Below are 22,640 nucleotides of genomic sequence, written 5' to 3' on the forward strand. Positions count from 1 at the left end.
CGCAAGCGCACGCATCGCGGCACCGGCAGGGCCGGGGGCGACAGGCATAGACATGGCATCGATCATGCCGCGCATAGCGGGTGCTCCGTTTCGAGGCAGCTTTTACGCGTTGACGGGCGAGAGCGCAACGGGTCAGGCCTTGTCAGTCCCGGCGTTGCCCGGGGCTTGCCCGCGGCAGGCGCAATGGCTATCAGTCGCAAAGTCCACAGGGAGTTCCGCATGCTCGCGCTGATCAGCACAATCGACCTCGCCCTCGGCATCTACTGGTGGATCATCATCCTGTCCGCCGTCTTCTCGTGGCTCTACGCCTTCAACGTGGTCAATCCCAGCAACCAGTTCGTCGGTATGATCGGCAATGCGCTTTACCGGCTCACCGAGCCCGCTCTTCGCCCGATCCGCCAGATCCTGCCTGATCTCGGCGGAATCGACATCTCGCCGATCGTGCTGCTGCTCCTCATCTTCTTCTTGCGCCAGCTTCTGTGGACGACGATCGCCCCGGCGCTGATCTGACCGGAAAGCCGGCAGTCGTCGAGGAGACGGCGACAGGCTGCCGTCTCCTCGTCCGGTTGACACCGAAATCTTCCCGTGACGCGGTTGAAGGGATTGAGCGGCTCGCCGACGGACGCGCCTTTCTCAAGGCGCGTGTGCGTGCCGTGCCCGAAAAGGGCAAGGCCAACGCCGCCCTGGTGAAACTTCTGGCGGCGGTCTTGGAAATTCCCGCCTCATCCATCGAGATAGGAGCCGGCGCGACGTCTCGGCTCAAGACCGTCCATGTCGCGTCATCGGTCGCGGTCATCGAAGCGCGCCTGGCCGCGCTGATCTCCTAGCCGTCGGCGCTGGCGATGTCGGCGGCCGTGGTTTCGCGCAGATCCGTCAGGCACTCCTGCGGGATGTAGGGCCATACGGCGCTTTCGCATGCGGTGCTTGCCGCGGTTTCCTGCACGGGCTCCAGTACCTGGGCCTGCGCCGAGGACTGTTCCAGGTCGGTGATGAAGGCCAGCCCGGCGAGCGCCATCGCGCCAACGCCTGCGGCAATGGCCATGCCATTGACGGTGATCATGTTTGTTGCCCTTTGCTATTGGGCCATCAACGCCGGTGCCGGCTTCCGGTTCCACGAGCAAGCAGCACACCAAGCCTTTCGCGACTGCGAAATATGCTGTATGGGCAGCGCGACCGAAACCGATCCGGCCCCGGCACAACCGGCGGCGCGGCTGACCAGCAGGTCGCCGACGGGATTGAAACAGCTTCCGAGAGAGAACATGAATCTCCGCAACATCGCGATTATCGCGCACGTCGACCATGGCAAGACCACTCTCGTGGACGAGCTTCTCAAGCAGGCCGGTTCTTTCCGAGAGAACCAGCGCGTCGCCGAACGGGCGATGGATTCCAACGATCTCGAGAAGGAACGCGGCATCACGATCCTGGCCAAGGCGACCTCGGTCGACTGGAAGGATTATCGTATCAACATCGTGGACACGCCCGGTCACGCCGATTTCGGCGGCGAGGTGGAGCGTATCCTGTCGATGGTCGATTCCGCCATCGTGCTGGTGGATGCGGCCGAAGGCCCGATGCCGCAGACCAAATTCGTGGTCGGCAAGGCGCTCAAGGTCGGGCTGAGGCCCATCGTCGTCATCAACAAGATCGACCGTCCCGATGCCCGCCATGTCGAGGTGGTCAATGAGGTGTTCGACCTGTTTGCTGCACTCGATGCGACCGACGAACAGCTCGACTTCCCGATCCTCTACGGGTCCGGGCGCGACGGCTGGGTGTCGGAAAACCCGGAAGGTCCCAAGGATGACGGCCTCGCGCCGCTTTTCGACCTCATCGTCAAGCACGTACCGGCGCCGACCGTCCACCCCGGTCCGTTCCGGATGATCGGCACGCTTCTTGAAGCCAATCCATTCCTTGGCCGCGTCATCACCGGCCGCATCGAATCTGGCACCTTGAAGTCGAACCAGGCCGTGAAGGTGCTGGCGAATGACGGCTCGCTGGTCGAGACGGGCCGCGTCTCGAAGATCCTCGCCTTCCGGGGTCTCGAGCGCCAGCCCATCGATGAGGCGCAGGCAGGCGACATCGTGGCGATTGCTGGCCTCTCCAAGGGCACCGTGGCCGATACGTTCTGCGATCCGTCGGTAAGCGAGCCGCTGCACGCGCAGCCGATCGATCCGCCCACCGTCACCATGTCCTTCATCGTCAACGACAGCCCGCTGGCCGGCACCGAGGGCGACAAGGTCACAAGCCGCGTCATTCGCGACCGCCTCCTGAAGGAGGCCGAGGGCAATGTCGCGCTCAAGATCGAGGAAGCCGAGGACAAGGATTCCTTCTACGTCTCCGGTCGCGGGGAGCTGCAGCTTGCCGTCCTGATCGAGACGATGCGCCGGGAAGGCTTCGAACTGGCCGTCTCGCGCCCGCGCGTCGTCATGCAGAAGGACGAGAATGGCGACGTTCTGGAGCCGATCGAGGAAGTCGTCATCGACGTCGACGAGGAGCATTCCGGCGTCGTCGTGCAGAAGATGTCCGAGCGCAAGGCCGAGATGGTCGAGCTGAAGCCGTCGGGCGGCGACCGCCAGCGCCTGGTCTTCCACGCCCCCACGCGCGGGCTCATCGGCTACCAGTCGGAGCTTTTGACGGATACCCGCGGCACGGCCGTGATGAACCGCCTCTTCCATTCCTACCAGCCTTACAAAGGCGAGATGGCGGGCCGTAACAACGGCGTGCTGATCTCCAACGACCAGGGCGAATCCGTTGCCTTTGCGATGTGGAATCTCGAGGATCGCGGGCCCATGGTCATCGATGCCGGCGTCAAGGTCTATGCCGGCATGATCATCGGCATCCACTCCCGCGACAACGATCTCGAGGTCAATGTGCTCAAGGGCAAGAAGCTGACCAATATCCGCGCCGCCGGCAAGGACGAGGCCGTGAAGCTGACCCCCCCGATCCGCATGACGCTGGAGCGGGCTCTCGCCTGGATCCAGGACGACGAGCTGGTCGAGGTGACGCCGAAGTCGATAAGGCTGAGGAAGCTCTATCTCGACCCGCATGAGCGAAAGCGCTTTGAAAAGTCGTCCAAGACTCCCAGCGTTGCCTGAGCGGCCTTCGCGACCCCATCCAACCACGAGAGGAAACCCTCATGGCCAAGATGATCCACTCGATGATCCGCGTGCTCGAGGAAGGGCGTTCGGTGGAGTTCTACAAGAAGGCCTTCGGACTTGAAGTCGCCGAGAGGCTGGATTTCGAGACATTCACCCTGATCTACCTGTCCAATTCAGAGACGGGTTTCGAGCTGGAACTGACGGTCAACAAGGGCCGCGAAGAGGCCTATGATCTGGGCGACGGCTACGGCCACCTCGCCTTTTCGGTCGAGGATGTCGACGCCGAGCACAGGCGGCTGACCGATGCCGGGCTCTCGCCACGCAAGCTGGTCGATTTCGCCCCAGCCGGCGATGTCATCGCGCGCTTCTTCTTCATCCAGGATCCCGACGGCTACGAAATCGAGGTCCTGCAGCGGGGCGGGCGGTATCTTTAGGGCTCACCGCGCCATGGTGTGGTAGGCGTCGTTCGGGCGCATGTCGACGGCGGCGGCGACGCGGTTCGACATGTTGAAGAAGGCGGCCACCGAGGCGATGTCCCAGATGTCGCGGTCGCTGAAACCGGCATCGCGCAGGGCCTGGCGGTCGCTTTCCTCCATCATGTCAGGCCGTTCGGTGAGCTTCACCGCGAAATCGAGCATCGCCTTCTGCCGGCTCGAAAGCTCGGCCGCGCGATAGTTCATGGCCATCTGTTCGCCGAGCCTGGGGTCGCCGGATAGCTGCCGCACAGCGGCGCCATGGGCGGTCAGGCAGTAATAGCAGTGATTAACCGATGACACGGCGACCGCGATCATTTCGCGCTCCAGCTTGCTCAGCCCCGAATCGCCCAGCATCAGATCGTTGTACATGTCGGTGAAGGCGCGCAGCTTCCTGTCGTCGAACGCGTAGGCCAGAAGCACGTTCGGCACGAGGCCAAGCTTCTCCCGACATTTGTCGAAATAGGCCTTCGTGGCCTCGGACAGCTCGCTGTCGGCCTCCAATTCAAGCGCAACCACCTTCTTCGTCATGCCGTTTACCCTCCCTGTACCGGTTTTCTGCGATAGACGGTGACCGGCATCGTGGCACGGGTCGTCAAACGCGAGCGGTCTGCTACCATAGTTCCAAAAGACGACAGGCGGGAGGGCTGCATGGCCGTTAGGCGAGACACCGAGGCAAGATCGGGAACGACAGGCAAGATGAGCAAGTCGGCCGCGATACTGCTCGATTATCTGAAGGCGCATGCCCCGGCGGAGGATCTGGCGCCGTACGACGCAGCCACCCTGGCCGCCACGGCGGAAATGGCGTGGGCGCTTCTTGCCAAACACAAGGCCGGCGAAAGCCTCGTCGCGGTGAAGAACGACACCGGAATCGAGCGCCAGGGGCGCGCGATGAGCGTCGTCACCATCGTCAATGACAACATGCCCTTCCTGTTCAACTCGGTCATGGGTGAGATCACGCAGTCGGTGGGAGAGCCGGCTCTGGTGTTGCACCCCGTGCTGGCCGTCAAGCACGGCAAGAATGGCGTCAGCGAGCTCCTGGGCGATGCGGGTTCGGGCAAGGCGGATGACGGCGTCGACCGCGTCAGCCTCATCCATGTGCACATCCCGCGCCGCAGCGATGCCGAATGCAAGGCATTGGCAGAACAGCTTCGGGGGGTGCTGAAGAAGGTTCGCGCCGCGGTATCGGACTGGAAGCCGATGCTGGCGCGCCTTGACCAGGCGATCAGCGATTTCCGCTACGCGCCCGTTCCGATGGCCGAGAAGGACGTGGCCGAGGCCATCGCCTTCCTCGAGTGGCTTCGCGACGACAATTTCACCTTCCTGGGCGTTCGCGAGTATCGCTACAGGGGCGGCGAGGAAAGCGGCGTTCTGGAGCGCATGCGCAAGCCCGGTCTCGGCATCCTTCACGATCCCGACGTGCTGGTGCTCAGGCGCGGCGACCAGCCGGTCACCGCTTCTCCGGAGATCCGCGAGTTCCTGCATGGCCCCGAACCGCTTATCGTGACCAAGGCCAACGCCAAGTCGGTCGTCCACCGCCGGATCTATCTCGACTATGTCGGGATCAAGCTGTTCGATGCGAAGGGCCGGTTGCTGGGAGAGTTGCGCATCGTCGGCCTGTTCACCTCAACGGCCTATACGCGCTCGGTCCTCAAGATCCCGTATCTGCGCTCCAAGGTGCAGGCGGTGATCGAGAAATCCGGGTTCGACGCGACGGATCATTCCGGCAAGGCGCTGATCAACGTGCTGGAATCCTATCCGCGCGACGAGCTGTTCCAGATCGATGTCAGCTCCCTCCGGCGGAACGCAATGGCCATTCTGGCGCTGGGCGAGCGTCCGCGGGTGCGGGTGCTCTACCGCGTCGATCAGTTCGACCGCTTCGTCTCCGCCCTCGTCTTTGTGCCGCGCGACCGCTACGATTCCGAAATTCGCCAGAAGATCGGCGCCTATCTGGCAGAAGCCTTCGACGGGCACATCTCCGCCTACTATCCGGCCTTCCCCGAGGGCACGCTGGCGCGGGTTCATTTCATCATCGGGCGGCGCGGCGGCAAGACGCCCAAACCCCGCCAGGAGACGCTGGAAGCGGCGATCCGCGGCATCGTGCGCACCTGGGAAGACGCGATCCGCGAGGCCGTGACAGATGCGCAGGCCGACCCCCGGCTGGCGGAGATCGCGATGCGCATGCCCGACAGCTATCGCAACAGCTTTCCGCCCGAGACCGCGCTTGCCGATGCCGCGCGCATAGAAGGCGTCTCGGCGGACAAGCCGATCGCCATTGATTTCTACGCCGTGGAATCCGCTTCAAAAAGTGCGGTGGGGTTGAAAATCTACCACCTTGGCGAGCCCGTTTCCCTGTCGCGAAGGGTACCCTTGCTGGAACATATGGGCTTTCGCGTCATCAGCGAGCGAACCTTCGAAGTAGCTGCGGCCACCGAGGACACGGTTTTCGTCCACGACATGGAACTGGAAAGCGGGTCGGGTGGGGCAATCGATCTGTCGGATGGCGGCGCGCTTCTGACAGAGGTCTTCCTGTCGGCCTGGACGGGGGATACGGACGGCGATGGATACTCGGTGCTGGTCCAGACCGCGGGGCTTGGTGCCCGCCAGATATCACTGCTGCGCGCCTATGGCCGCTACCTCCAGCAGGCCGGTATCCCGCAGAATCAGGATTTCATCGCTTCCACCCTGAACCGGTATCCCGAGATAACCCGCCAGCTGCTGGCTCTGTTTGCCGCCCGCTTCGAACCCGGGCCGGAACGTGGCTCGGCGGCCGAGAAGGCCGAAAAGGCCATCGAGACGTCGCTCGAAGAGGTGCCGCTCATCGACGACGACACGATCATCCGGCGCTACAAGAACCTCATCGACTGCACGCTCAGGACCAATTTCTACGCCGATCTGGATCGGGAGCGGGTCTCGCTGGCTCTGAAGCTCGATTCGGAGGCTGTGACCGGTCTCCCACAACCTCGTCCCTGGCGGGAAATATTCGTCTACGGCCCGGAAGTCGAGGGCGTTCATCTGCGCTTCGGGCCGGTGGCGCGCGGTGGGCTGCGCTGGTCTGATCGGGCTCAGGACTACCGTACGGAGGTGCTTGGCCTGGTGAAGGCACAGCAGGTCAAGAACGCCGTCATCGTGCCGGTGGGCGCAAAAGGCGGCTTCTATCCCAAGCAATTGCCGGCAGGAGGCAGCCGTCAGGAAGTCTTCGAGGCCGGCCGCAAAGCCTATGTGAATTTCATCTCCAGCCTCCTGTCGATCACCGACAATCTGGACGGCGACAGGGTCGTGCCGCCGTCGGGCGTCGCACGCCGGGACGGCGACGACCCGTATTTCGTGGTGGCGGCGGACAAGGGCACGGCGACCTTCTCCGATACGGCCAATGCGATCAGCCAGGCGCATGGCTTCTGGCTCGACGACGCCTTCGCCTCGGGCGGGTCTGCCGGCTACGACCACAAGGTCATGGGCATCACGGCGCGTGGCGCATGGGAGGCGGTGAAGCGGCACTTCCGCGAGATGGACCGCAACATCCAGGAAGAACCCTTCACGGTGGCGGGTGTCGGCGACATGTCGGGCGACGTGTTCGGCAACGGCATGCTCTTGTCCCCCTGCATCAGGCTGGTGGCCGCCTTCGACCACCGCGACATCTTCATCGATCCCGACCCGGATTCCGAAAGCTCCTTCGACGAGCGCAAGCGGCTGTTCGAGAAAGGTCAATCGAGCTGGCAGGACTATGACAGGGCCAAGCTGTCGCAAGGCGGCATCATCGTTTCGCGGTCCCAGAAATCGATCACGCTGTCGCAGGCGGCCGCCGATGCGATCGGGCTGGCCAAGACCACCGCCTCGCCGGTCGAGGTGCTGACCGCCATTCTCAAGGCGCCGGTCGACCTGATGTGGTTTGGCGGCATCGGCACCTATGTGCGGGCACGTGACGAATCCAATGCCGACGTCGGCGACAAGACCAACGACGCGATTCGCATCACCGGGCGCGAGCTTCGCGCCAAGGTCATCGGCGAGGGCGCCAATCTCGGCATGACCCAGAAGGCCCGGATCGAATACGGGCTGAATGGCGGGCGCTGCAATTCCGACGCCATCGACAATTCGGCGGGCGTGAACTCGTCCGACGTCGAGGTCAACATCAAGATCCCGCTCGCCGCCGCCATGCGCAAGGACGGGCTGACCCGCGAGAAGCGCAACAAGCTTCTCTCCGAGATGACGGAAGACGTGGCCCGGCTGGTTCTGGCCAATAACTACCGCCAGACGCTGGCCATCTCGCTGACCGCGGACCGCGGTGCAGCGGATCTTGGCCATCAGGAACGCTTCATGGAAGCGCTCGAGGCGCGCGGTCTCCTCGACCGCGAGGTCGAGCAGCTGCCCTCCTCGCAGGAGATGGCGGAGCGCCAGAAGGACAATCGGGGCCTGACACGCGCCGAGATCGGCGTCCTGCTGGCCTATGCCAAGCTCGTTCTCTTCGACGATCTGGTGGCAAGCGACCTGCCGGACGATCCCTGCCTGGAGCCTGATCTGGTCAGCTATTTCCCCGGGCGGATGGACAAGCGGCACGGCGCGCGGATGCGCGAGCACAGGCTGCGTCGCGAGATCATCGCCACGCAGATCGCCAACGATGCCATCAACCGGGGCGGCCCCTCCTTCGTCAGCCGCCTGCAAGATCTGTGCGCCAAATCGGCCGCCGAGACGGTCGGCGCGTATCTGGCGGTCCGCGAGGGCTTCGAACTCAACGAGCTCTATGCGGCGATCGACGATCTCGACAACAAAGTGGAAAGCCGGGCCCAGACCGAGCTCTACCAAGGCGTCGGCCGCCTCGTGCATGTCCAGTCGGCCTGGTTCCTGAAGAACGATTATCCCGGCGAGACGCTGGCCGAACGCATCGGAGGCCTGAAGGCTGCCAGACGCACGCTGGAACCCAAACTGGCGTCGATGGCGCCGGAGTTCACGCGCGCGCATCTGGAGGAGGTGGCTCATGCCATGTTCCGTGACGGTGCGCCCGAGGAACTGGCCCGGCGCATCGCCTTCCTGCATATCAGCGAGTTCATTCCGGACATCGTCCTGGTCGCGACCCGTTCGGGCGCCGATCTCACGGCCGCTGCCCATGCCTTCTTCGCGGTGACCGAGGCGTTCCGCATCGGCCGTATAGCGGAAGCGGCCCGCGGCATCGGGGTGACGGACTATTATGACGGTCTGGCGCTGACGCGGGCCCGCGACGCGATCGGCGACGCACGCCGGGGCATCGCGGTTGCCGCGCTGCAGGCCTACCCCAAATCGTCGGAACCCGTGGCCGAATGGCTGGAGGCAGGCGGTGGAACGATCGCGCGGGCGCGCGACCGCCTGAAGGCGCTGACCGAAACCGGCGACATCTCCGTCTCGCGCCTGTCAGTGGCCGCCGGCCTGATGTCGGATCTGTCCTAGGCGGAAGGGCTCCGCCTTCATCATTCGGGGTCGGGACGTTCGAAGTCTCCGGCCTCGTTCATGATCCACAATTCGCCCGACAGGATGTCGAACCAGGCACCGCAGATCTGGAGCCGGCCCTCGGCCTCCATCTCGGCGATCTGCGGAAAGCTTCGCAGATTGGCGATGGAATGGCGGATGGAGATGCGTTCGAGCGCCGTCTGCCTCTCGCCCTGGGTCATCAGTTCGTTGCCCGAGACGGAGGCCGCGACCGGCGTCAGCATGCTCATCCATTTGCCGATGAAATCGCCCGAGGAGAGGGGCTCCCCCGCCGGGTCGAGAGCGGCCTTGATGCCGCCGCAGCGGCCGTGGCCCAGCACGAGGATCGTCTTGACCTTGAGGCTGTAGACGGCGAATTCGAGAGCGGCCGAGGTCGCATGATACTGGCCGTCCGGCTCGTAGGGCGGGACGAGGTTGGCGACATTGCGCACGACAAAGAGCTCGCCGGGCGGTGAATCGAAAATGGTTTCGGGCGCTGCCCGCGAATCGCAGCAGGCAATCACCATCGTCTCGGGCCTCTGCCCATCGCGTGCGAGTTCGCGATACCGTTCGCGCTCGCTGGCCAGGCGGCCAACGGTGAAGTTGCGGTAGCCCGCGATCAGATGGTCCGGAAAAGTCGCCATGGCCTGCCCATAAAGCCATGCGACTGTCGTGGCAATCCGCACTTACGCCCAGATGGCGATCGGGATGCCGTGCGCATCGGCATGCGGCGGATCGGGGAAAGGAATCGCGAGGCCTTGCGCATGGCGCGCCGCTATCAAGAGCATCGCGGCTGCGTCCAGGAGGTCATCCTCACCCACGCCCTTCGGCGGCAGGCCCTCGAGAAGGTCGCGAGGGATGCCCTGGCTCTCAAGAAGCGTCTTGCGCTCCTCCATTCCGGCCGGATTCACCTTGCCCTTGATCTTCTTGGGCAGGGACATCGCGCGTTCGCCATTGAGGCGCCAGAAGGCGAGTTCGGGGTGGGCTTCGATGACGCGGGCGTGCAGCTCCGGCCGGTCGATGAGCAGCCGGTCGATCTCGCGTATCTTGGGAAACAGGCAGAAGGCCTGGATCGAAACGGATTTCGCAGGTTCGGATGTCTGTCGGGCGACGGTGCTGGCGCGGGCATGGGCATCGCGCAGCTCGTTTGCATTTTCGAAGAGGCCGCGCTCCGCGTAGACAGCGGCGCGGGAGGGGATCTGGAACACGCTGGACTGGCGCTGGCCGAGAAGCGGACGGATCAGGCTTTCCGGCCCACGGCCGCCTCTGCCGATGCGTTCCGGAAGCCCGATCGGCATGTCGACGGCAATGACGGCATCGTCCGGCAGGGCGTCGACCAGTTGCTCGAAATGAGCGAAGATACGTGCCACCGTCTCTGCGCCGTCCCTCAGGACCGCGATCCAGCCCGTCTTGCAGCCGTCGGCGCCGGCAATCACCCTTTGTCGCCTACCAACGCAACCTCATGGGTCGTTACCCGTGCATCCGGCTCGGCCAGCAAGGCGGCGTCGGTGGCGAGCGCCAGTTCGTCTGCGCCGCGCCTCACCGCCGCGCGCAGAACGGAATAGACGCCCCGGGTGGCACGCTCGACCGCATCGTGGGCCGTCCCGCCCTGGAGCATGCCCGCAAGGATGAGCGCGGCGGTAAGATCGCCCGGCCCATTGGGCGGACGGACCAGTCGCTCGTGCTCGAACAGTGTCGCGCGGCCTTCTTCCACCAGCAGATTGCCGATGCGGTCATCGCGCGTGCCCGGTGTCGAGGTCACGACCACGGTCGGCGGCGGAAGTGCTGCGGCCGCCTGCAGTGCGGCCTCCTGGCTCGAGGTGTCCATGCCTGTCAGCCAGCCCAGTTCGAAGAGGTTGGGCGTGGCGATGTCGGCCAGCGGCAGGAGACGGTCGCGGATCGCGGCCGCCGTGGCTTCGGGGACATAGAGGCCGCCGGCGTCGCCAATGACGGGATCGCAAAGATAGAGCGCAGCGGGGTTCGTGGCGTGTACGGCCTTAACGAGGCGCGCGGCGGCCGCCGCCTGGGAAGGGTGGCCAAGATAGCCGGTCATGACCGCGCCGACCTCGCCGAGCCAGGGCGCGCGCGCCAGATCTTCCAGCAGCGCCTCGAACTGATGCGGCTCCGGGACGATGCGCGTGGCCGGTCCGTGGCCCGGATGCCAGGGCAGGAAGATGGTCGGGACCGCCCACACGGGATGTCCCAGCGTTTCCAGCGCAAAAACGATGGCGCGGTTTCCCACCCCGCCACGCGCGACATGGCTCGAGATGGCGACCACCGCCTTGCGGCGTGGCGGCAGGTTGTCGTTCGTCGTCAAAGGGCTGGTACCACAAAGAAGACCAGCCAGACGACCAGTCCGAGAAAGAACACCACGCCGAGGGCGCGGCCGATCCGGCTGCCCCAGACTTCGACCCAGTCGTCCTCGGGGGCGTCTCGCGCGGCCATGTGGTCGCTGACGCGGCGCCTGGCCTTCTGCACCATGGTTGCCTCGGTCTCGGCGCCGACGCGGTTGATGATGCGACGCGATTCGGCCTCGTCGTGATGCGGTTTTCTGGTCATTCTCATCCTTCCCCGCGACCACAATAGCTTTTCGGCGACTGTCGCGACAGGGGTCGCTTGGCCTGCCGGCTGTGCGAAACCCCGGCTCCATGCACGCCGACTCTTGCCGGGGCTGCCGTTCGGCGGATAGAGTTAACAAATCATGAAGACGCTGTCCGTAGACATACGCAAGGCTGAACCGCGAGATGCGGATGGCATCGCCACCGTCCATCATCAGGCTTGGGCCGGCGCCTATTCAGGCATCATCCCGCACAAATCGCTGATAGGCATGCTTAACCGACGCGGGACCAAATGGTGGGCGAACGCGATCGGCAAGGCGGCTTCGATTCTCGTTGTGGAGATCGGTGGCGACATCGTCGGATACGCCACTCTCGGCCGCAACCGTTCGCGCGACCTCGACCAGGGCGGCGAAATCTACGAACTTTACCTCAAGCCCGAATATCAGGGCGTCGGAATCGGCACCAGGCTGTTCAAGGCGGCGCGCGACAAGCTTTCCGCCCATGGGCTGGACGGGCTCGTTGTCTGGGCGCTCGAGGAAAACACCGGCGCCATGGCGTTTTATGCCGGAGCGGGCGGGCGCGACGTGGCCGAGGGTGTCGAGATATTCGAGCAGAAGGCCCTCAAGAAGGTAGCCTTCGTCTGGCACTGATCGGCTTGGGAGCCGTCCCTTGTGTTTGCATCTCATGCCGCGACGGGCTATCGCCTGCCGGAGATTTTCAACTGCGAGGGTAAGCGCCAAATGCGCATAGACGCGATTTCGATCGGCAACAATCCGCCAGAGGACGTCAACGTCATCATCGAGGTGCCTGTCGGCGGCCAGCCGATCAAGTACGAGATGGACAAGGAGGCGGGTACGCTCGTCGTCGATCGCTTCCTCTACACACCGATGACCTATCCCGGGAATTACGGCTTCGTGCCGCATACGCTCTCGGAGGACGGAGACCCGATCGATGTGCTGGTGTGCAACACGCGCCCGCTCGTCCCCGGTTGCGTCATCAATGTACGGCCGGTCGGCGTGCTCGTGATGGAAGACAATTCGGGCCAGGACGAGAAGATCGTCGCCGTTCCTTCGCCGCACCTGACCCAGCGATATGACACGGTCAAGGACATCAGCGATCTGCCCGCGATCACCCTGAAGCAGATCGAGCATTTCTTCGAGCACTACAAGGATCTGGAGCCCGGCAAATGGGTCAAGATCGGCGATTGGCAGGATGCCTCGGCAGCACGCGCGATGATCACCGCTGCCATCGAGCGGGCCAAGAAGAAAAGTTGAGCTGTTTCACTGACCGAGCGTGAAGTCCGGCAAGGGCACTGAGCCGGACAGGACGGTCGGCTGATCGGCACCGCAGGCAAAATCGCGAGCCTGCTCGTCGGCGAGGCGGCGTGCCTGCTCGTTGGCATCCGCATTGCCCGAGGCCACCACGAAACCGGTCACGCAGCCCTGGCGCTGGTCCAGTTGCGCCACCTTGCGCACGACCAGCACCTCGGTATCGTCGCCCGGGAACTCCGGATCGGACACGAACCAGCGGTGGATGGACGCGAACGGCACGGCCGTTTCGCCGCGCTGGTGCAGGCGCCACTCGATGGTGGGTCCGGCAAAGTTGAAGCCGACGAAACTCATGAAATCGGGAACCCGCTCGAACGCCGGCGGAAAGCCGTAGAAAACCGATTCCCGCAGGTCCGAATAGAAGACCAGCACCGGATAGCCCTTGTAGCCCGGGCAGACGAGGTCGGCCCAATCGCCTTCTCCATCATCGGCGGACCGCACGACCACACAGTCGGTCTCGGTGTCGATCTGAGTGTATTCGCTGGTGATGCCGGAGGCGAAAGCCGGCAAGGTAAGGCCGACAAAAGCGGCCAGCGCGATCGTGAGGCGCAAGCGATCTCTCCTTCCCGTTTCCGGAATGAAGGATAATACCGCGGGCAGGCGCGCGCACGCATTTTGTATTGGCGTATGGCTGGCCATCTGTCAGCGTGCAGCCCGGCTGTTTGCGGGGGCTCTCGTCGTGGTGGGAAGAAAGATGCAGGTGCGCGAACGCATGATGCCCGCGCTGGTCATCGTGGCATCCGCCCTTCTGCTCCATTCGCCAGATCAGGCATTCGCACATGCGGGCGACCGCGCCCACATCATGATCCTGCCCACGGGCTACTATCTCCTGGGCGGTGCCATTGCGGTGGCGCTGAGCTTCGTCGTGCTCGCGCTTGTTCCACCCGGCCCGCTGGAGCGTCGGATAGGGCGGCGTGCGGGCGAATTCTGGCTGCCGGCCTGGCCAAGAGTCCCCGGTTCTCTCTTTTGCCTGATGCTGGTTCTGTTCCTGATCTATGTGGGGATGGCCGGAAGCCGGGACCCCCTGTCAAATCCGCTGCCGCTGATGGTCTGGACCGTCTTCTGGATCGGGCTGACCTTGCTGCAGGGCGTATTCGGAAATTTCTGGTGGTGGATCAATCCGCTCTACGCGCCGTGGCGGGTGGTGGCCGCGCTGCGGGGGTCGCCGGCTCCCATGATCGTTCTGCCGCAGCGTCTTGGCTACTGGCCGGCGATCGTCCTGTTTGCATGTTTCGCCTGGTTCGAACTGATCTATCCCGCCCCAGACGATCCCGAGCGGCTTGCCCTGGTGCTGGCGGTCTATCTCGCGGCCAACATCGTTGCCACCGTGATCTTCGGCTATGAGGAATGGACCCGGCGCGGCGAATGCCTGAGCGTGTTTTTGGGCATGATCGCGCGGATGGGTGTGATCGAGGCCGCCGAGCCCGAGGCCGGAAGGCGGCGCGTGCGGCTGTGCTGGCCCGGAGCGAAAATCGCCGCCGCGGCACCGCTGCCCCTGTCCGGCGCCGCATTCCTGCTGCTGGCGCTTTCCACCGTGTCCTTCGACGGTCTTCTGCTGACCTTCTTCTGGCTGTCGACCATCGGCATCAATCCGCTCGAGTTCCCGGGACGCACGGACGTGATGGTGCCCAACACGGTCGGGCTCGTCGCGAGTTTTGCTTTGCTGTCCGGCGCGTTTTTCGCCAGCGTCTGGATTGGCGAAAGACTCGCGGGACCAAAAGTGCCGTTCGCAGAGGCAGCGGGGCGCCTGGTCTGGTCGATCATCCCGATCTCCCTCGTCTACCATTTCGCGCATTATCTCAGCGCGCTCCTGGTCGAGGGACAATATGCGCTGGCTGCGCTTTCGGACCCCCTCATGAAAGGCTGGGACCTGTTCGGCACCGCAGGGATGCATGTGCAGGCCGGAATCGTGCTGGGCGCACAGGCCACCTGGGTGTTCTGGAACATCCAGGCGGGTGCCATCATCCTGGGTCATCTCGTGGCGATCGCGATGGCGCATGTGATCGCGTTTCAGATCCACGGCGATGCGCGCAAGGCTGCGTTGAGCCAGATCGGGCTCGCCTTGCTGATGGTCTTCTACACCGTCTTCGGCCTTTGGCTGCTCTCCTCTCCCGCGGCCTAACGACAGGCTGCCCTGACGCTGGGTCATCAACTTCTTGCCAGTGCGTCAGATTGGTGATTTAGTTTGTACACAAGCGATTTTCCCGGAGGGGATGGAGGTCCGCGAGGGGAAGAACGAAGAGCGGCACCGCCGATCCAAAAGGGGAACCGAGATGACCAGCAGCACGTCTTCAGGACCGAAGAAATCGTCGATTTCGCGCCGTTCCGCGCTCATTGGAATGGGTGCCACCGCTGCGGGACTCGCGGCTGGCCCGGGCTTCGTCAGATACGCCCAGGCGCAATCTTCCGAACCCATCAAGATCGGTTTCCAGTGCCACCGCACGGGTATCGGCGCCGCCTATGGACGCTGGTACGAGCGCACCACCATGGCCGCTGCGAACCTGATCAACGAGCGCGGTGGCATCAACGGCCGTCCGTTGGAGATCATCACCGAGGATGACGGCACCGACCCGCGTCGCGGCGCCGAGACGGTCGAGAAATTCGTCAACCAGCACAATGTCGATGTCGTCTACGGGACGCTGTTCAGCCACGTGGTGATCGGTTCGGCGCCGACGGCAGCCGAGCTCAAGGTTCCCTATTACGTCGTGTCGGAAGGTTATCACGTTCCTTCGGGCCGCATGAACCGCTGGTGCTTCCAGCCGGGCATTACCGATGTGCGCTCGCAGATGTCGGCGGTGGCGCCCTGGGTGGCCAACAATGTCGGCAAGAAGATCACCATGATCTATCCCGACTATGCGTTCGGGCATGACCACCGCGACTATTTCCCGCCCGTATTCGAGGCGGCGGGCGGCGAGGTGATCGCGCAGATCCCGATTCCGCCGACCGAAACGTCCTTCACGCGCTACTTCCCGCAGATCCCGGCGGAAACCGACGTGATCTACCATGTGATGATCGGGCCCGCGATCCTGACCTTCGTGCGCGAGCTTGGTGAGTTCTTCGGCGGAACGGGGCCAGAACTTTTCGGCTTCATCGATTCGCTGGAAGCCATCGACGTCAACAGCCCCGGACTGGAATTCCTCGAGGGCAGCCACTTCTGGGAGGGCATGCCGCGCTATCTGCAGGAAGATACCCCGGATTACGAGCGCTTCTACCGCGATTCCGTCGGTATCGACGAGAGCGGTGCCTCGGTGAACGATTCCAATGACGTGTCGACGGCGGCGCACATGTTCGGCTGCTGGGAAACCTTGTTCGTCATCAAGGAAGCCATGGAGGCGGCAGGCTATTCCGGGCCCGACGACCGCGCCGCGCTGGTCGAGGCAACCGAGGCGCTGGAGCGTTTCGACGCCGGCGAGGAGCATCCCCAGGGCGACAAGATTTTCGTGCCGGAGATCCACCAATCCTTCGGCCAGCAGAACATCTCGGTCCTGCGCGACGGGCGTCTCGATGTCATCCATCGCACCGCGATTGAAGATTCCATGTACGAGCCGGAAGCCGACTATCGGACTCAGGAACTCTGATACTGCGAACGCATCTGCGGGCCTCGCGGCCGCCATATGGGCGGCTGCCGGTCTGGCGCGTTTCCCCGTCGATGTCCTTCATCAATCAACACTCGGCCCGGTGCTGAATGTCTTTTCCCTTCCTGCTCCTGGCCACCCTTGAAGGACTGGTGACCGCCGCCACGCTGGCCTTGATGGCCATCGGGCTTTCGCTGGTTTTCGGCGTGATGCGGGTCGTGAACGTCGCGCATGGCGAGTTCTTCATGCTTGGTGCGATCCTTGCCTGGGCGGTGACCACGGCTGTCGGCGGCCACCCGGCGATCGGCTTCCTGGCAGCGCTGATCGTGGCGCCGCTGCTGGTGGGGGCCGCCGCGCTGGCATCCGAGCGGCTGGTGTTGCGCAAGCTGCACTACGAGCCGGAGGCGACCATCGTGGCGACGATCGGCCTTCTCTACATCATCCAGCAGGTGGCGCTGACCTTCTATGGCCCGGACGCGAGGCCCGTGGTAGCGCCCTTCACCTACCGGGTGGCGCTGCCCTGGTTCGGCTATTCGGGCTACAAGCTGGCGGTGATCGGCTTTTCGATCATTCTCCTGATCGGCACCTGGCTGGTACTGACGCGCACCCGCGCGGGCCTCATCATGCGCGCCACGCAATATGATCGCGAAACGGCGCAGGCCTTCGGGATCCCGGTCGACAGAGTCTATGCCTGGGTGTTCGCGCTGGGTGCGATGCTGGCGGCGGTGGCGGCGGTTCTCATCGTGCCGATCCAGCAGGCGCACTATTTGATGGGCCATGACCCGCTGCTTCTGTCCTTCATCGTGGTCATCATCGGCGGGCTCGGATCGCTGCGCGGCACGCTGGTGGCGGCCCTGCTCATCGGCCTCAGCGACGGAATCCTGTCGGTGTTCTATTCGCCCACGCTTGCCAAGATCGTCGCGACCTCGCTCGTGGCGCTGGTGCTGGTCTTCCGGCCCCAGGGCCTCTTCGGGAAGACAGCACGATGAGGGGGGCCATATCGGTGCGGATCGTCCTGCTGCATGTGGCGGTGGTGGCTGTCCTGTTCCTTCTGCAGTTCGTGCTGCCGACCTACCATCATGGCGTGATGGCCCGCGTCATGGTGCTGGCCGTCTTCGCCATGGGCTACAATCTGCTGTTCGGCTACACGGGCCTGTTGAGCCTCGGACATGCGATGTTCTTTTGCGCGGGGCTCTATGGCGCGGGGCTGACCGTCTACCATCTCGACTGGGCGGTGGCACCGGCCTTTCTGGCGGGGCTGGCGAGCGGTCTGGCGCTATCGGTCGGGGTGGGCGTGCTGGTGCTCAGGACAACCGGGCCGGCCTTCCTGATCGTCACCTTGATGTTCGGCCAGATCTTCTACCTGCTCACCCTGTATTTCGCCGAATATACGCGCGGCGATGACGGCATCGTCCTGTCACAGGCGATGCGCAGGCTGCAATTCGGCGACACGGTTATCGACCTGACGAACCCCGCCAACCGCTACATGGCGGCGTGGATCCTGTTTTCGGTCGTGCTGTTCATCACGCTGGCGCTGGTGCGTGCGCCCTTCGGCCGCGTGCTGATCGCCATCCGTGAAAACGAAGAGCGGACCCGGATGCTGGGCTACGACACCTTCGTCAGCAAACTGGCGGCGATGGTCGCCTCGGGCGTCATCTGCGCCGCGGCGGGCGCGGCCTACGCGCTTCTCTTCGGCTATGCCGGCGCCTCATTCGCGGAGGTGCATTTCTCCATCCTGCCGCTTTTGTGGGTGCTCGTCGGCGGGGCGGCGACGGTGCTCGGCCCGATCCTCGGCACGCTTCTGATGTTCTATCTGGTCGACTACTCCAACGACATTCTCAACGCCTATTTCCAGGGCTGGAACCTGAGCTATCTCGGCGTGGTGGGCGTGGCGCTGGTGCTTCTCATCCTGTTCTTTCCGAAAGGGCTGCTGGGCTCGGTGCGGGAAAGGTGGGTCAAATGGCTGCCGTGACCCCACTTCTGGTGACGCGCGGCCTGTCGCGCCAGTTCGGCGGGCTGAAGGCCGTCGACGCGGTGGATTTCGAGCTCCAGCAGGGAGAAATCCGCGCCATCATCGGCCCCAACGGGGCGGGCAAGACAACCTTTGTCAGCCTTGTGTGCGGGCGGGTGCTGCCCTCTTCCGGTCGGGTGGAGTTCGATGGCGCCGACATCAGCCGCCTGCCGCCCCACCGGCGCACCCGGCTGGGCATCGCCTACACCTTCCAGATCACCAGCGTGTTCCTCAACCTTTCGGCCTATGACAATGTCGCGCTGGCGGCCCAGCGGCGGCATGGCGCGTCGGGTTCGGCGGGCCTCGACGCGGATGTGCGCGCCGCGCTGGCCCGGGTCGGGCTTTCGGATAGAAGCGAGGAGCTTGCCCGCAACCTCTCCTACGGCCATCAGAGGCTGCTCGAGATCGCCATGGGGCTGGCGCTGAAACCGCGGCTGTTGATCCTCGATGAGCCGACGCAGGGGCTGTCGGACGGGGAGATCGCCAATTTCGTGGCGCTGGTGCGCGAGATCGCGGCGGAGGCGACCGTGCTTCTGATCGAGCACAACATGCATGTCGTGATGGAACTGGCGCAGAAGATCACCGTGATGAATTTCGGGCGCATCCTGGCGGAGGGCACGCCGGCCGACATTCGCGCCAACACGGCCGTCCAGGACGCCTATCTGGGAACGGGCAGCGATGGTTGAGGCCGGCACGAATGCACTCACGGTCGAGAATGTCGACGGCTTCTATGGCCAGGTCCAGGTGCTGCGCGGCCTGTCTTTCGAGTTGCGCGAGGGCGAGGTGCTCTGCCTGCTTGGGCGCAACGGGGCGGGCAAGACGACCGCGCTGAAGGCGATTATGGGGCTCGTGAAGCCGCGCGCCGGCTCGATCCGGCTGGGCGATGTGGAACTGACGGCGCTGAATGCGCACGAGGTCCCCAGGGCCGGCGTGGCCTATGTCCCGCAGGGCAGGCGCCTGTTCGCGGAGCTGACGGTGGCGGAAAACCTGGAGATAGGCCTGATGACTCGGGCCAAGGGCCGCCAGACGCGCGAAGACGTGTTGGAGCTGTTCCCGATCCTTCGCGAGCGGCTCGGCCAGATATCGGGCACGCTGTCGGGGGGCGAGCAGCAGATGCTCGCCATGGCGCGGGCGCTGTGCATCGAGCCGAAAGTGCTGCTGCTGGACGAGCCGACGGAAGGGCTGATGCCGTCGATGATCGCCCGCATCCGCGAGGTGGTGGCCGCCTTGCGGGGCCGCGGCGTGTCGACCGTCCTCGTCGAACAGCGCGTCGATGCGGTCCTGGCCGTGGCGGACCGGGTGTGTTTCATCGAGAACGGCCAGAACCGCGAAACCGTCCCGGTCGAGACGGTGCGGGCCGATCCCGATTTCGTTCACCGCTATGTCGGGGTAAGCTGAACCTTCATGACTGCGTGTCGGACCCTACATGGGTCCGGTCAGCCGAGTCGAAATGAAGGAGCAATCATGTCCCAGCTTTCCGTCTATCTGTCCGGCGAAATCCACTCCGACTGGCGCGAGCGCATCGTATCGGGCGCGAAAGCGGCCGGCCTCGACATCGCTTTCTCCGCACCGGTGACAGACCACGATGCCAGCGACGATTGCGGTGTCGCGATCTTGGGCGCGGAGGCGGACAATTTCTGGAAGGACCACAAGGGCGCCAAGCTCAACGCCATTCGCACCCGCACGCTGATCGAGAAGGCCGACATCGTCGTGGTGCGGTTCGGGGCGCAATACAAGCAATGGAACGCGGCATTCGACGCCGGCTATGCGGCGGCACTCGGCAAGGCCCTCATCATCCAGCACGACCGCTCGCTGATCCACCCGTTGAAGGAGGTGGATGCCGCGGCACTGGCCGTGGCCGAGACGCCGGAGCAGGTGGTCGAACTCCTGCGCTACGTGCAGACAGGCGAGCTCGCCGGGCGGCAGGGAGAAGGGCGTCAGGCGGCCGAGTGATCCTCGCTCGGCGGGGCGACCAGCACGGTCAATGCGCCGGGATGTATCTCGAACTCGGTCACCGTCTCGAGGTCGATCAGCTCGCCATCGATGGTGCATTCGAGCGCGCGACTTACAGGTGCGATCTCCAGCCGCGCCTGCCTTGTTTCCCGCACGTCGATTTCGGGAGCGGACTGCCAGCGGCCCAGCAGCATGTCGGCGGCGAAACGAAACAGGTCCCGCCGTTCCCGAACCCGCGCGATGTAGACCCCAAGCGTGCCGCCGTCGGGGCGGTCGGCGAAAGGCAGATGTCCTTCTCCGAACAAATTGTTGGAGATGCCAAGGCTCGGCGTTCTCAAGTGGAGTTCGTCCGCCTGTAGGGTCAGCTTCGCCGTGAGCGAGGGCGGGTCGAACAGGGTACGGATCGCAGCCACAGTTGATGCGCGCAGCTTGCCGAAACGCGACTGAAATGCCGCCTCGTCGCGCAACTTGACCAGCTTGGGATGCATGCCGAGTGAAAACTGGTGGACGAAGGGGCGGCCGTTTGCCGTCGCGATGTCGACCTTGCGGGCAAAGCCCCTGGCGAACACTTCGGCCGCCTCCTCTATGTCCAGCGGCAGGCCAAGGCTGCGCGCAAAAAGGTTCATCGTGCCGCCTGGAAGAATGCCGAGCAGCTTGTCGGAATTCATCATGGCGCCAGCCGCCGCCGAGACCGTACCGTCACCCCCGCCGACCACGAGAGCGTCGCAATCCGCCCGTTGGGTAAGAGACTTCAACTTCTTGTCAATCTCGCGTCCTTCGACGATGCAGATTTCCAGTTCATGTCCCGCCGCCTGCATGATCTCCTCGAGACGGCTCGAGAAATCGTCCAGATCCGTGGTCTTGAAGCTGCCGCCCTCGCGGTTGATCAGCACGACAAATCGCATCCGCGCACATCTCCTGATGTTCGGGGGGCGTCGAAAGAGCTCCCTTCGCGCTGGTCCCGGCTTTCATGTCCACCAATCTCCGGCAGACACAGCGGTTCCACATGATCGGGGCACGGGGCGGCGAAAACGCGATTCATTTCACGCGGTTGGGAACCAGCAAGATCAAATTGCGTTGATGGTCGTGTGAGAGGCCGCGTCCCTGTTCTTACCGCCAAGCTCGAGCAGGAACGCGACCGTGCAAAGGAACATGCACAAGGAGAAGGTAACATGGTCCGTAATCTTTTGGCGAGTACCGCCATCGCAACTTTGATCGCAACGGGCGCCTATGCCCAGACCACCACCGAACCGGTTCAGGAGCCGGCGGTTGAAATGGAACAGCAGGAGATGCAGGTCGAGCGTGCGCCCGGCCATCTCGCGTCCAACATCATCGGTGAAAGCGTCTACAACAGCGTCGCAGACGATGCCGAGAACATCGGCAACGTGAACGACATCGTTCTCGGTGTCGACGGCGAAGCCGAATATGTCATCATCGGTGTCGGCGGCTTTCTTGGCCTCGGCCAGCGCGATGTCGCAATCCCCTTCGAGGAACTCGAATGGTCCGAGCGCGACGGTCAGGCCTGGCTGGTGGTGAACACCACCCGTGAGTCTCTGGAAGCCCAGCCCGAGTTCGACACCTCCGCCTATGATCCGGCGCTCGGCGTCCCGGCTCGCGACACGGCTGCCGCTCCGGCTGGCGACGCGACGCAGACCACCGACACGGCTGCAGCTCCGGCTGACGACATGGCCGAGACGGACGACGACATGGCCGCGGCTCCGGCCGACGACATGACCGCGACCGACGACGACAGTGTCGCTGCCGCCCCCACCGACGATGTGGATGCCAACGACGATGTCGCGGCTACCGATACCGATCAGATGGAGACCGGTGCGGTCGATCCGACCACGCTTGACGGTGTGGACATGGGTGCCATCAGCACCGACGACCTGATCGGCACCACCGTCTATGGTGCGAACGACGAGAATGTCGGCTCCGTGGGTGACGTCATCCTCAGCCAGGACGGCGACGTCGAAGCCATTCTGGTCGATGTCGGCGGTTTCCTCGGCATGGGTACCAAGGAAGTGGCGCTCGGCATGGACAATCTCGAGTTCATGCGTGACGCCGATGGCAACATGTACCTCTACACGCAGTTCACTGAAGAGCAGCTCGAGGCACAGCCCGAGTATGACGAGGCGACTTTCGCCGAACAGCGTGACGACCAGCTGCTGATCCAGCGCTAAGGTCTTCGAACTTACCTGATAAAGGCCCGGG

23 protein-coding genes are annotated in these 22,640 nt (G+C 64.1%); 15 read left to right on the forward strand and 8 right to left on the reverse strand.

All coding sequences use genetic code 11. The features are described 5' to 3' along the window. Positions 1–219 precede the first annotated feature (219 nt). Together GRZ55_RS03340 and GRZ55_RS03345 are read left to right on the forward strand one after the other, a co-directional pair. Positions 220–510 carry a YggT family protein gene (locus GRZ55_RS03340; RefSeq protein WP_169285439.1) on the forward strand — a complete coding sequence of 97 codons (291 nt, stop codon included), beginning with the start codon at positions 220–222 and terminating at the stop codon, positions 508–510. After that, complete coding sequence (locus GRZ55_RS03345; protein WP_169285584.1) at positions 507–827, forward strand: DUF167 family protein; 321 nt, start codon at positions 507–509, stop codon at positions 825–827. The genes GRZ55_RS03340 and GRZ55_RS03345 overlap by 4 nt, the downstream gene beginning before the upstream one ends. Here GRZ55_RS03345 and GRZ55_RS03350 read toward each other — a convergent pair. Then, the gene (locus GRZ55_RS03350) at positions 824–1,060 is read right to left on the reverse strand and encodes a hypothetical protein (protein ID WP_169285440.1); all 237 of its coding nucleotides are present in this window, start codon (positions 1,058–1,060) and stop codon (positions 824–826) included. The genes GRZ55_RS03345 and GRZ55_RS03350 overlap by 4 nt on opposite strands. 199 nt (positions 1,061–1,259) lie before the next feature. Between GRZ55_RS03350 and typA the strand changes: the two genes are divergently transcribed. Together typA and GRZ55_RS03360 are read left to right on the forward strand one after the other, a co-directional pair. Beyond that, entirely contained in the window at positions 1,260–3,089 is a 1,830-nt protein-coding gene (gene typA, locus GRZ55_RS03355; RefSeq protein ID WP_169285441.1) for a translational GTPase TypA, read from the forward strand. A gap of 41 nt (positions 3,090–3,130) precedes the next feature. Next, a complete protein-coding gene (locus GRZ55_RS03360) occupies positions 3,131–3,526 on the forward strand; it encodes a VOC family protein (protein WP_169285442.1) in 396 nt (131 codons plus the stop codon). Between the two features lie 3 nt (positions 3,527–3,529). On the opposite strand, the gene GRZ55_RS03365 is transcribed toward GRZ55_RS03360, so the two are convergent. Next, complete coding sequence (locus GRZ55_RS03365; RefSeq protein ID WP_169285443.1) at positions 3,530–4,096, reverse strand: peroxidase-related enzyme; 567 nt, start codon at positions 4,094–4,096, stop codon at positions 3,530–3,532. A gap of 168 nt (positions 4,097–4,264) precedes the next feature. On the opposite strand from GRZ55_RS03365, the gene GRZ55_RS03370 reads away from it, so the two are divergent. Beyond that, positions 4,265–8,983 carry an NAD-glutamate dehydrogenase gene (locus GRZ55_RS03370; RefSeq protein ID WP_246734508.1) on the forward strand — a complete coding sequence of 1,573 codons (4,719 nt, stop codon included), beginning with the start codon at positions 4,265–4,267 and terminating at the stop codon, positions 8,981–8,983. A gap of 20 nt (positions 8,984–9,003) precedes the next feature. Here the strand turns inward: GRZ55_RS03370 and GRZ55_RS03375 are convergent, their stop codons facing one another. From GRZ55_RS03375 to GRZ55_RS03390, 4 genes are read right to left on the reverse strand one after another with little or no spacing between them, the layout of a single operon-like run. Then, positions 9,004–9,645, reverse strand: coding sequence for a carbonic anhydrase (locus GRZ55_RS03375; RefSeq protein ID WP_169285445.1), 642 nt, complete (start codon positions 9,643–9,645; stop codon positions 9,004–9,006). A 42-nt stretch (positions 9,646–9,687) separates the two neighbouring features. Continuing rightward, on the reverse strand, positions 9,688–10,437 hold the full coding sequence (locus GRZ55_RS03380; protein ID WP_169285446.1) for a DUF429 domain-containing protein: 750 nt from the start codon (positions 10,435–10,437) through the stop codon (positions 9,688–9,690). Continuing rightward, a complete protein-coding gene (gene pdxY / locus GRZ55_RS03385; RefSeq protein ID WP_169285447.1) occupies positions 10,434–11,318 on the reverse strand; it encodes a pyridoxal kinase PdxY in 885 nt (294 codons plus the stop codon). Before pdxY ends, GRZ55_RS03380 begins: the two co-directional genes overlap by 4 nt. Then, positions 11,315–11,560 (reverse strand): hypothetical protein, encoded by a 246-nt coding sequence (locus tag GRZ55_RS03390; RefSeq protein WP_169285448.1) that lies wholly within the window; start codon positions 11,558–11,560, stop codon positions 11,315–11,317. Before GRZ55_RS03390 ends, pdxY begins: the two co-directional genes overlap by 4 nt. A 142-nt stretch (positions 11,561–11,702) precedes the next feature. Between GRZ55_RS03390 and GRZ55_RS03395 the strand changes: the two genes are divergently transcribed. Beyond that, positions 11,703–12,209, forward strand: a complete 507-nt coding sequence (locus tag GRZ55_RS03395) for a GNAT family N-acetyltransferase (RefSeq protein ID WP_169285449.1) — start codon at positions 11,703–11,705, stop codon at positions 12,207–12,209. 90 nt (positions 12,210–12,299) lie between these two features. Next, the gene (ppa, locus tag GRZ55_RS03400; RefSeq protein ID WP_169285450.1) at positions 12,300–12,833 is read left to right on the forward strand and encodes an inorganic diphosphatase; all 534 of its coding nucleotides are present in this window, start codon (positions 12,300–12,302) and stop codon (positions 12,831–12,833) included. Positions 12,834–12,839: 6 nt separating this feature from the next. Here ppa and GRZ55_RS03405 read toward each other — a convergent pair whose 3' ends face one another. Beyond that, the gene (locus tag GRZ55_RS03405) at positions 12,840–13,526 is read right to left on the reverse strand and encodes a hypothetical protein (protein ID WP_246734464.1); all 687 of its coding nucleotides are present in this window, start codon (positions 13,524–13,526) and stop codon (positions 12,840–12,842) included. 55 nt (positions 13,527–13,581) lie between these two features. Here GRZ55_RS03405 and GRZ55_RS03410 point away from each other — a divergent pair, with 55 nt between their 5' ends. From GRZ55_RS03410 to GRZ55_RS03440, 7 genes are all read left to right on the forward strand, one after another. Further along, positions 13,582–15,009: a hypothetical protein gene (locus GRZ55_RS03410; RefSeq protein ID WP_169285451.1), complete on the forward strand. Its 1,428-nt coding sequence runs from the start codon at positions 13,582–13,584 to the stop codon at positions 15,007–15,009. 151 nt (positions 15,010–15,160) lie between these two features. Beyond that, on the forward strand, positions 15,161–16,465 hold the full coding sequence (locus GRZ55_RS03415; RefSeq protein WP_246734465.1) for an ABC transporter substrate-binding protein: 1,305 nt from the start codon (positions 15,161–15,163) through the stop codon (positions 16,463–16,465). A gap of 107 nt (positions 16,466–16,572) precedes the next feature. Next, a complete protein-coding gene (locus GRZ55_RS03420; RefSeq protein WP_169285452.1) occupies positions 16,573–17,451 on the forward strand; it encodes a branched-chain amino acid ABC transporter permease in 879 nt (292 codons plus the stop codon). After that, the gene (locus GRZ55_RS03425) at positions 17,448–18,434 is read left to right on the forward strand and encodes a branched-chain amino acid ABC transporter permease (RefSeq protein WP_169285453.1); all 987 of its coding nucleotides are present in this window, start codon (positions 17,448–17,450) and stop codon (positions 18,432–18,434) included. Before GRZ55_RS03420 ends, GRZ55_RS03425 begins: the two co-directional genes overlap by 4 nt. After that, positions 18,431–19,159, forward strand: coding sequence for an ABC transporter ATP-binding protein (locus GRZ55_RS03430; RefSeq protein WP_169285587.1), 729 nt, complete (start codon positions 18,431–18,433; stop codon positions 19,157–19,159). The genes GRZ55_RS03425 and GRZ55_RS03430 overlap by 4 nt, the downstream gene beginning before the upstream one ends. Then, positions 19,152–19,871, forward strand: a complete 720-nt coding sequence (locus GRZ55_RS03435; RefSeq protein ID WP_169285454.1) for an ABC transporter ATP-binding protein — start codon at positions 19,152–19,154, stop codon at positions 19,869–19,871. The genes GRZ55_RS03430 and GRZ55_RS03435 overlap by 8 nt, the downstream gene beginning before the upstream one ends. Positions 19,872–19,937: 66 nt before the next feature. Then, the gene (locus GRZ55_RS03440) at positions 19,938–20,426 is read left to right on the forward strand and encodes a YtoQ family protein (RefSeq protein ID WP_169285455.1); all 489 of its coding nucleotides are present in this window, start codon (positions 19,938–19,940) and stop codon (positions 20,424–20,426) included. Here the strand turns inward: GRZ55_RS03440 and GRZ55_RS03445 are convergent. After that, entirely contained in the window at positions 20,411–21,331 is a 921-nt protein-coding gene (locus tag GRZ55_RS03445; RefSeq protein WP_169285456.1) for a diacylglycerol kinase family protein, read from the reverse strand. The two genes, GRZ55_RS03440 and GRZ55_RS03445, sit on opposite strands and share 16 nt — an antisense overlap. 267 nt (positions 21,332–21,598) lie before the next feature. On the opposite strand from GRZ55_RS03445, the gene GRZ55_RS03450 reads away from it, so the two are divergent. Then, on the forward strand, positions 21,599–22,609 hold the full coding sequence (locus GRZ55_RS03450) for a PRC-barrel domain-containing protein (protein WP_169285457.1): 1,011 nt from the start codon (positions 21,599–21,601) through the stop codon (positions 22,607–22,609). Positions 22,610–22,640 lie beyond the last annotated feature (31 nt).

Origin of the sequence: Chelativorans sp. ZYF759 (genome assembly GCF_012911015.1) — a bacterium.
Lineage (GTDB): Bacteria > Pseudomonadota > Alphaproteobacteria > Rhizobiales > Rhizobiaceae > ZYF759.

Coding starts and splice junctions, on each gene's coding strand:
- GRZ55_RS03340 (WP_169285439.1), top strand. CDS start 220: ATGCTCGCGCTGATCAGCACAATCGACCTCGCCCTCGGCATCTACTGG.
- GRZ55_RS03350 (WP_169285440.1), bottom strand. CDS start 1,060: ATGATCACCGTCAATGGCATGGCCATTGCCGCAGGCGTTGGCGCGATG.
- typA (WP_169285441.1), top strand. CDS start 1,260: ATGAATCTCCGCAACATCGCGATTATCGCGCACGTCGACCATGGCAAG.
- GRZ55_RS03360 (WP_169285442.1), top strand. CDS start 3,131: ATGGCCAAGATGATCCACTCGATGATCCGCGTGCTCGAGGAAGGGCGT.
- GRZ55_RS03365 (WP_169285443.1), bottom strand. CDS start 4,096: ATGACGAAGAAGGTGGTTGCGCTTGAATTGGAGGCCGACAGCGAGCTG.
- GRZ55_RS03370 (WP_246734508.1), top strand. CDS start 4,265: ATGAGCAAGTCGGCCGCGATACTGCTCGATTATCTGAAGGCGCATGCC.
- GRZ55_RS03375 (WP_169285445.1), bottom strand. CDS start 9,645: ATGGCGACTTTTCCGGACCATCTGATCGCGGGCTACCGCAACTTCACC.
- GRZ55_RS03390 (WP_169285448.1), bottom strand. CDS start 11,560: ATGACCAGAAAACCGCATCACGACGAGGCCGAATCGCGTCGCATCATC.
- GRZ55_RS03395 (WP_169285449.1), top strand. CDS start 11,703: ATGAAGACGCTGTCCGTAGACATACGCAAGGCTGAACCGCGAGATGCG.
- ppa (WP_169285450.1), top strand. CDS start 12,300: ATGCGCATAGACGCGATTTCGATCGGCAACAATCCGCCAGAGGACGTC.
- GRZ55_RS03405 (WP_246734464.1), bottom strand. CDS start 13,526: ATGGCCAGCCATACGCCAATACAAAATGCGTGCGCGCGCCTGCCCGCG.
- GRZ55_RS03410 (WP_169285451.1), top strand. CDS start 13,582: ATGCAGGTGCGCGAACGCATGATGCCCGCGCTGGTCATCGTGGCATCC.
- GRZ55_RS03415 (WP_246734465.1), top strand. CDS start 15,161: ATGACCAGCAGCACGTCTTCAGGACCGAAGAAATCGTCGATTTCGCGC.
- GRZ55_RS03420 (WP_169285452.1), top strand. CDS start 16,573: ATGTCTTTTCCCTTCCTGCTCCTGGCCACCCTTGAAGGACTGGTGACC.
- GRZ55_RS03425 (WP_169285453.1), top strand. CDS start 17,448: ATGAGGGGGGCCATATCGGTGCGGATCGTCCTGCTGCATGTGGCGGTG.
- GRZ55_RS03435 (WP_169285454.1), top strand. CDS start 19,152: ATGGTTGAGGCCGGCACGAATGCACTCACGGTCGAGAATGTCGACGGC.
- GRZ55_RS03440 (WP_169285455.1), top strand. CDS start 19,938: ATGTCCCAGCTTTCCGTCTATCTGTCCGGCGAAATCCACTCCGACTGG.
- GRZ55_RS03445 (WP_169285456.1), bottom strand. CDS start 21,331: ATGCGATTTGTCGTGCTGATCAACCGCGAGGGCGGCAGCTTCAAGACC.
- GRZ55_RS03450 (WP_169285457.1), top strand. CDS start 21,599: ATGGTCCGTAATCTTTTGGCGAGTACCGCCATCGCAACTTTGATCGCA.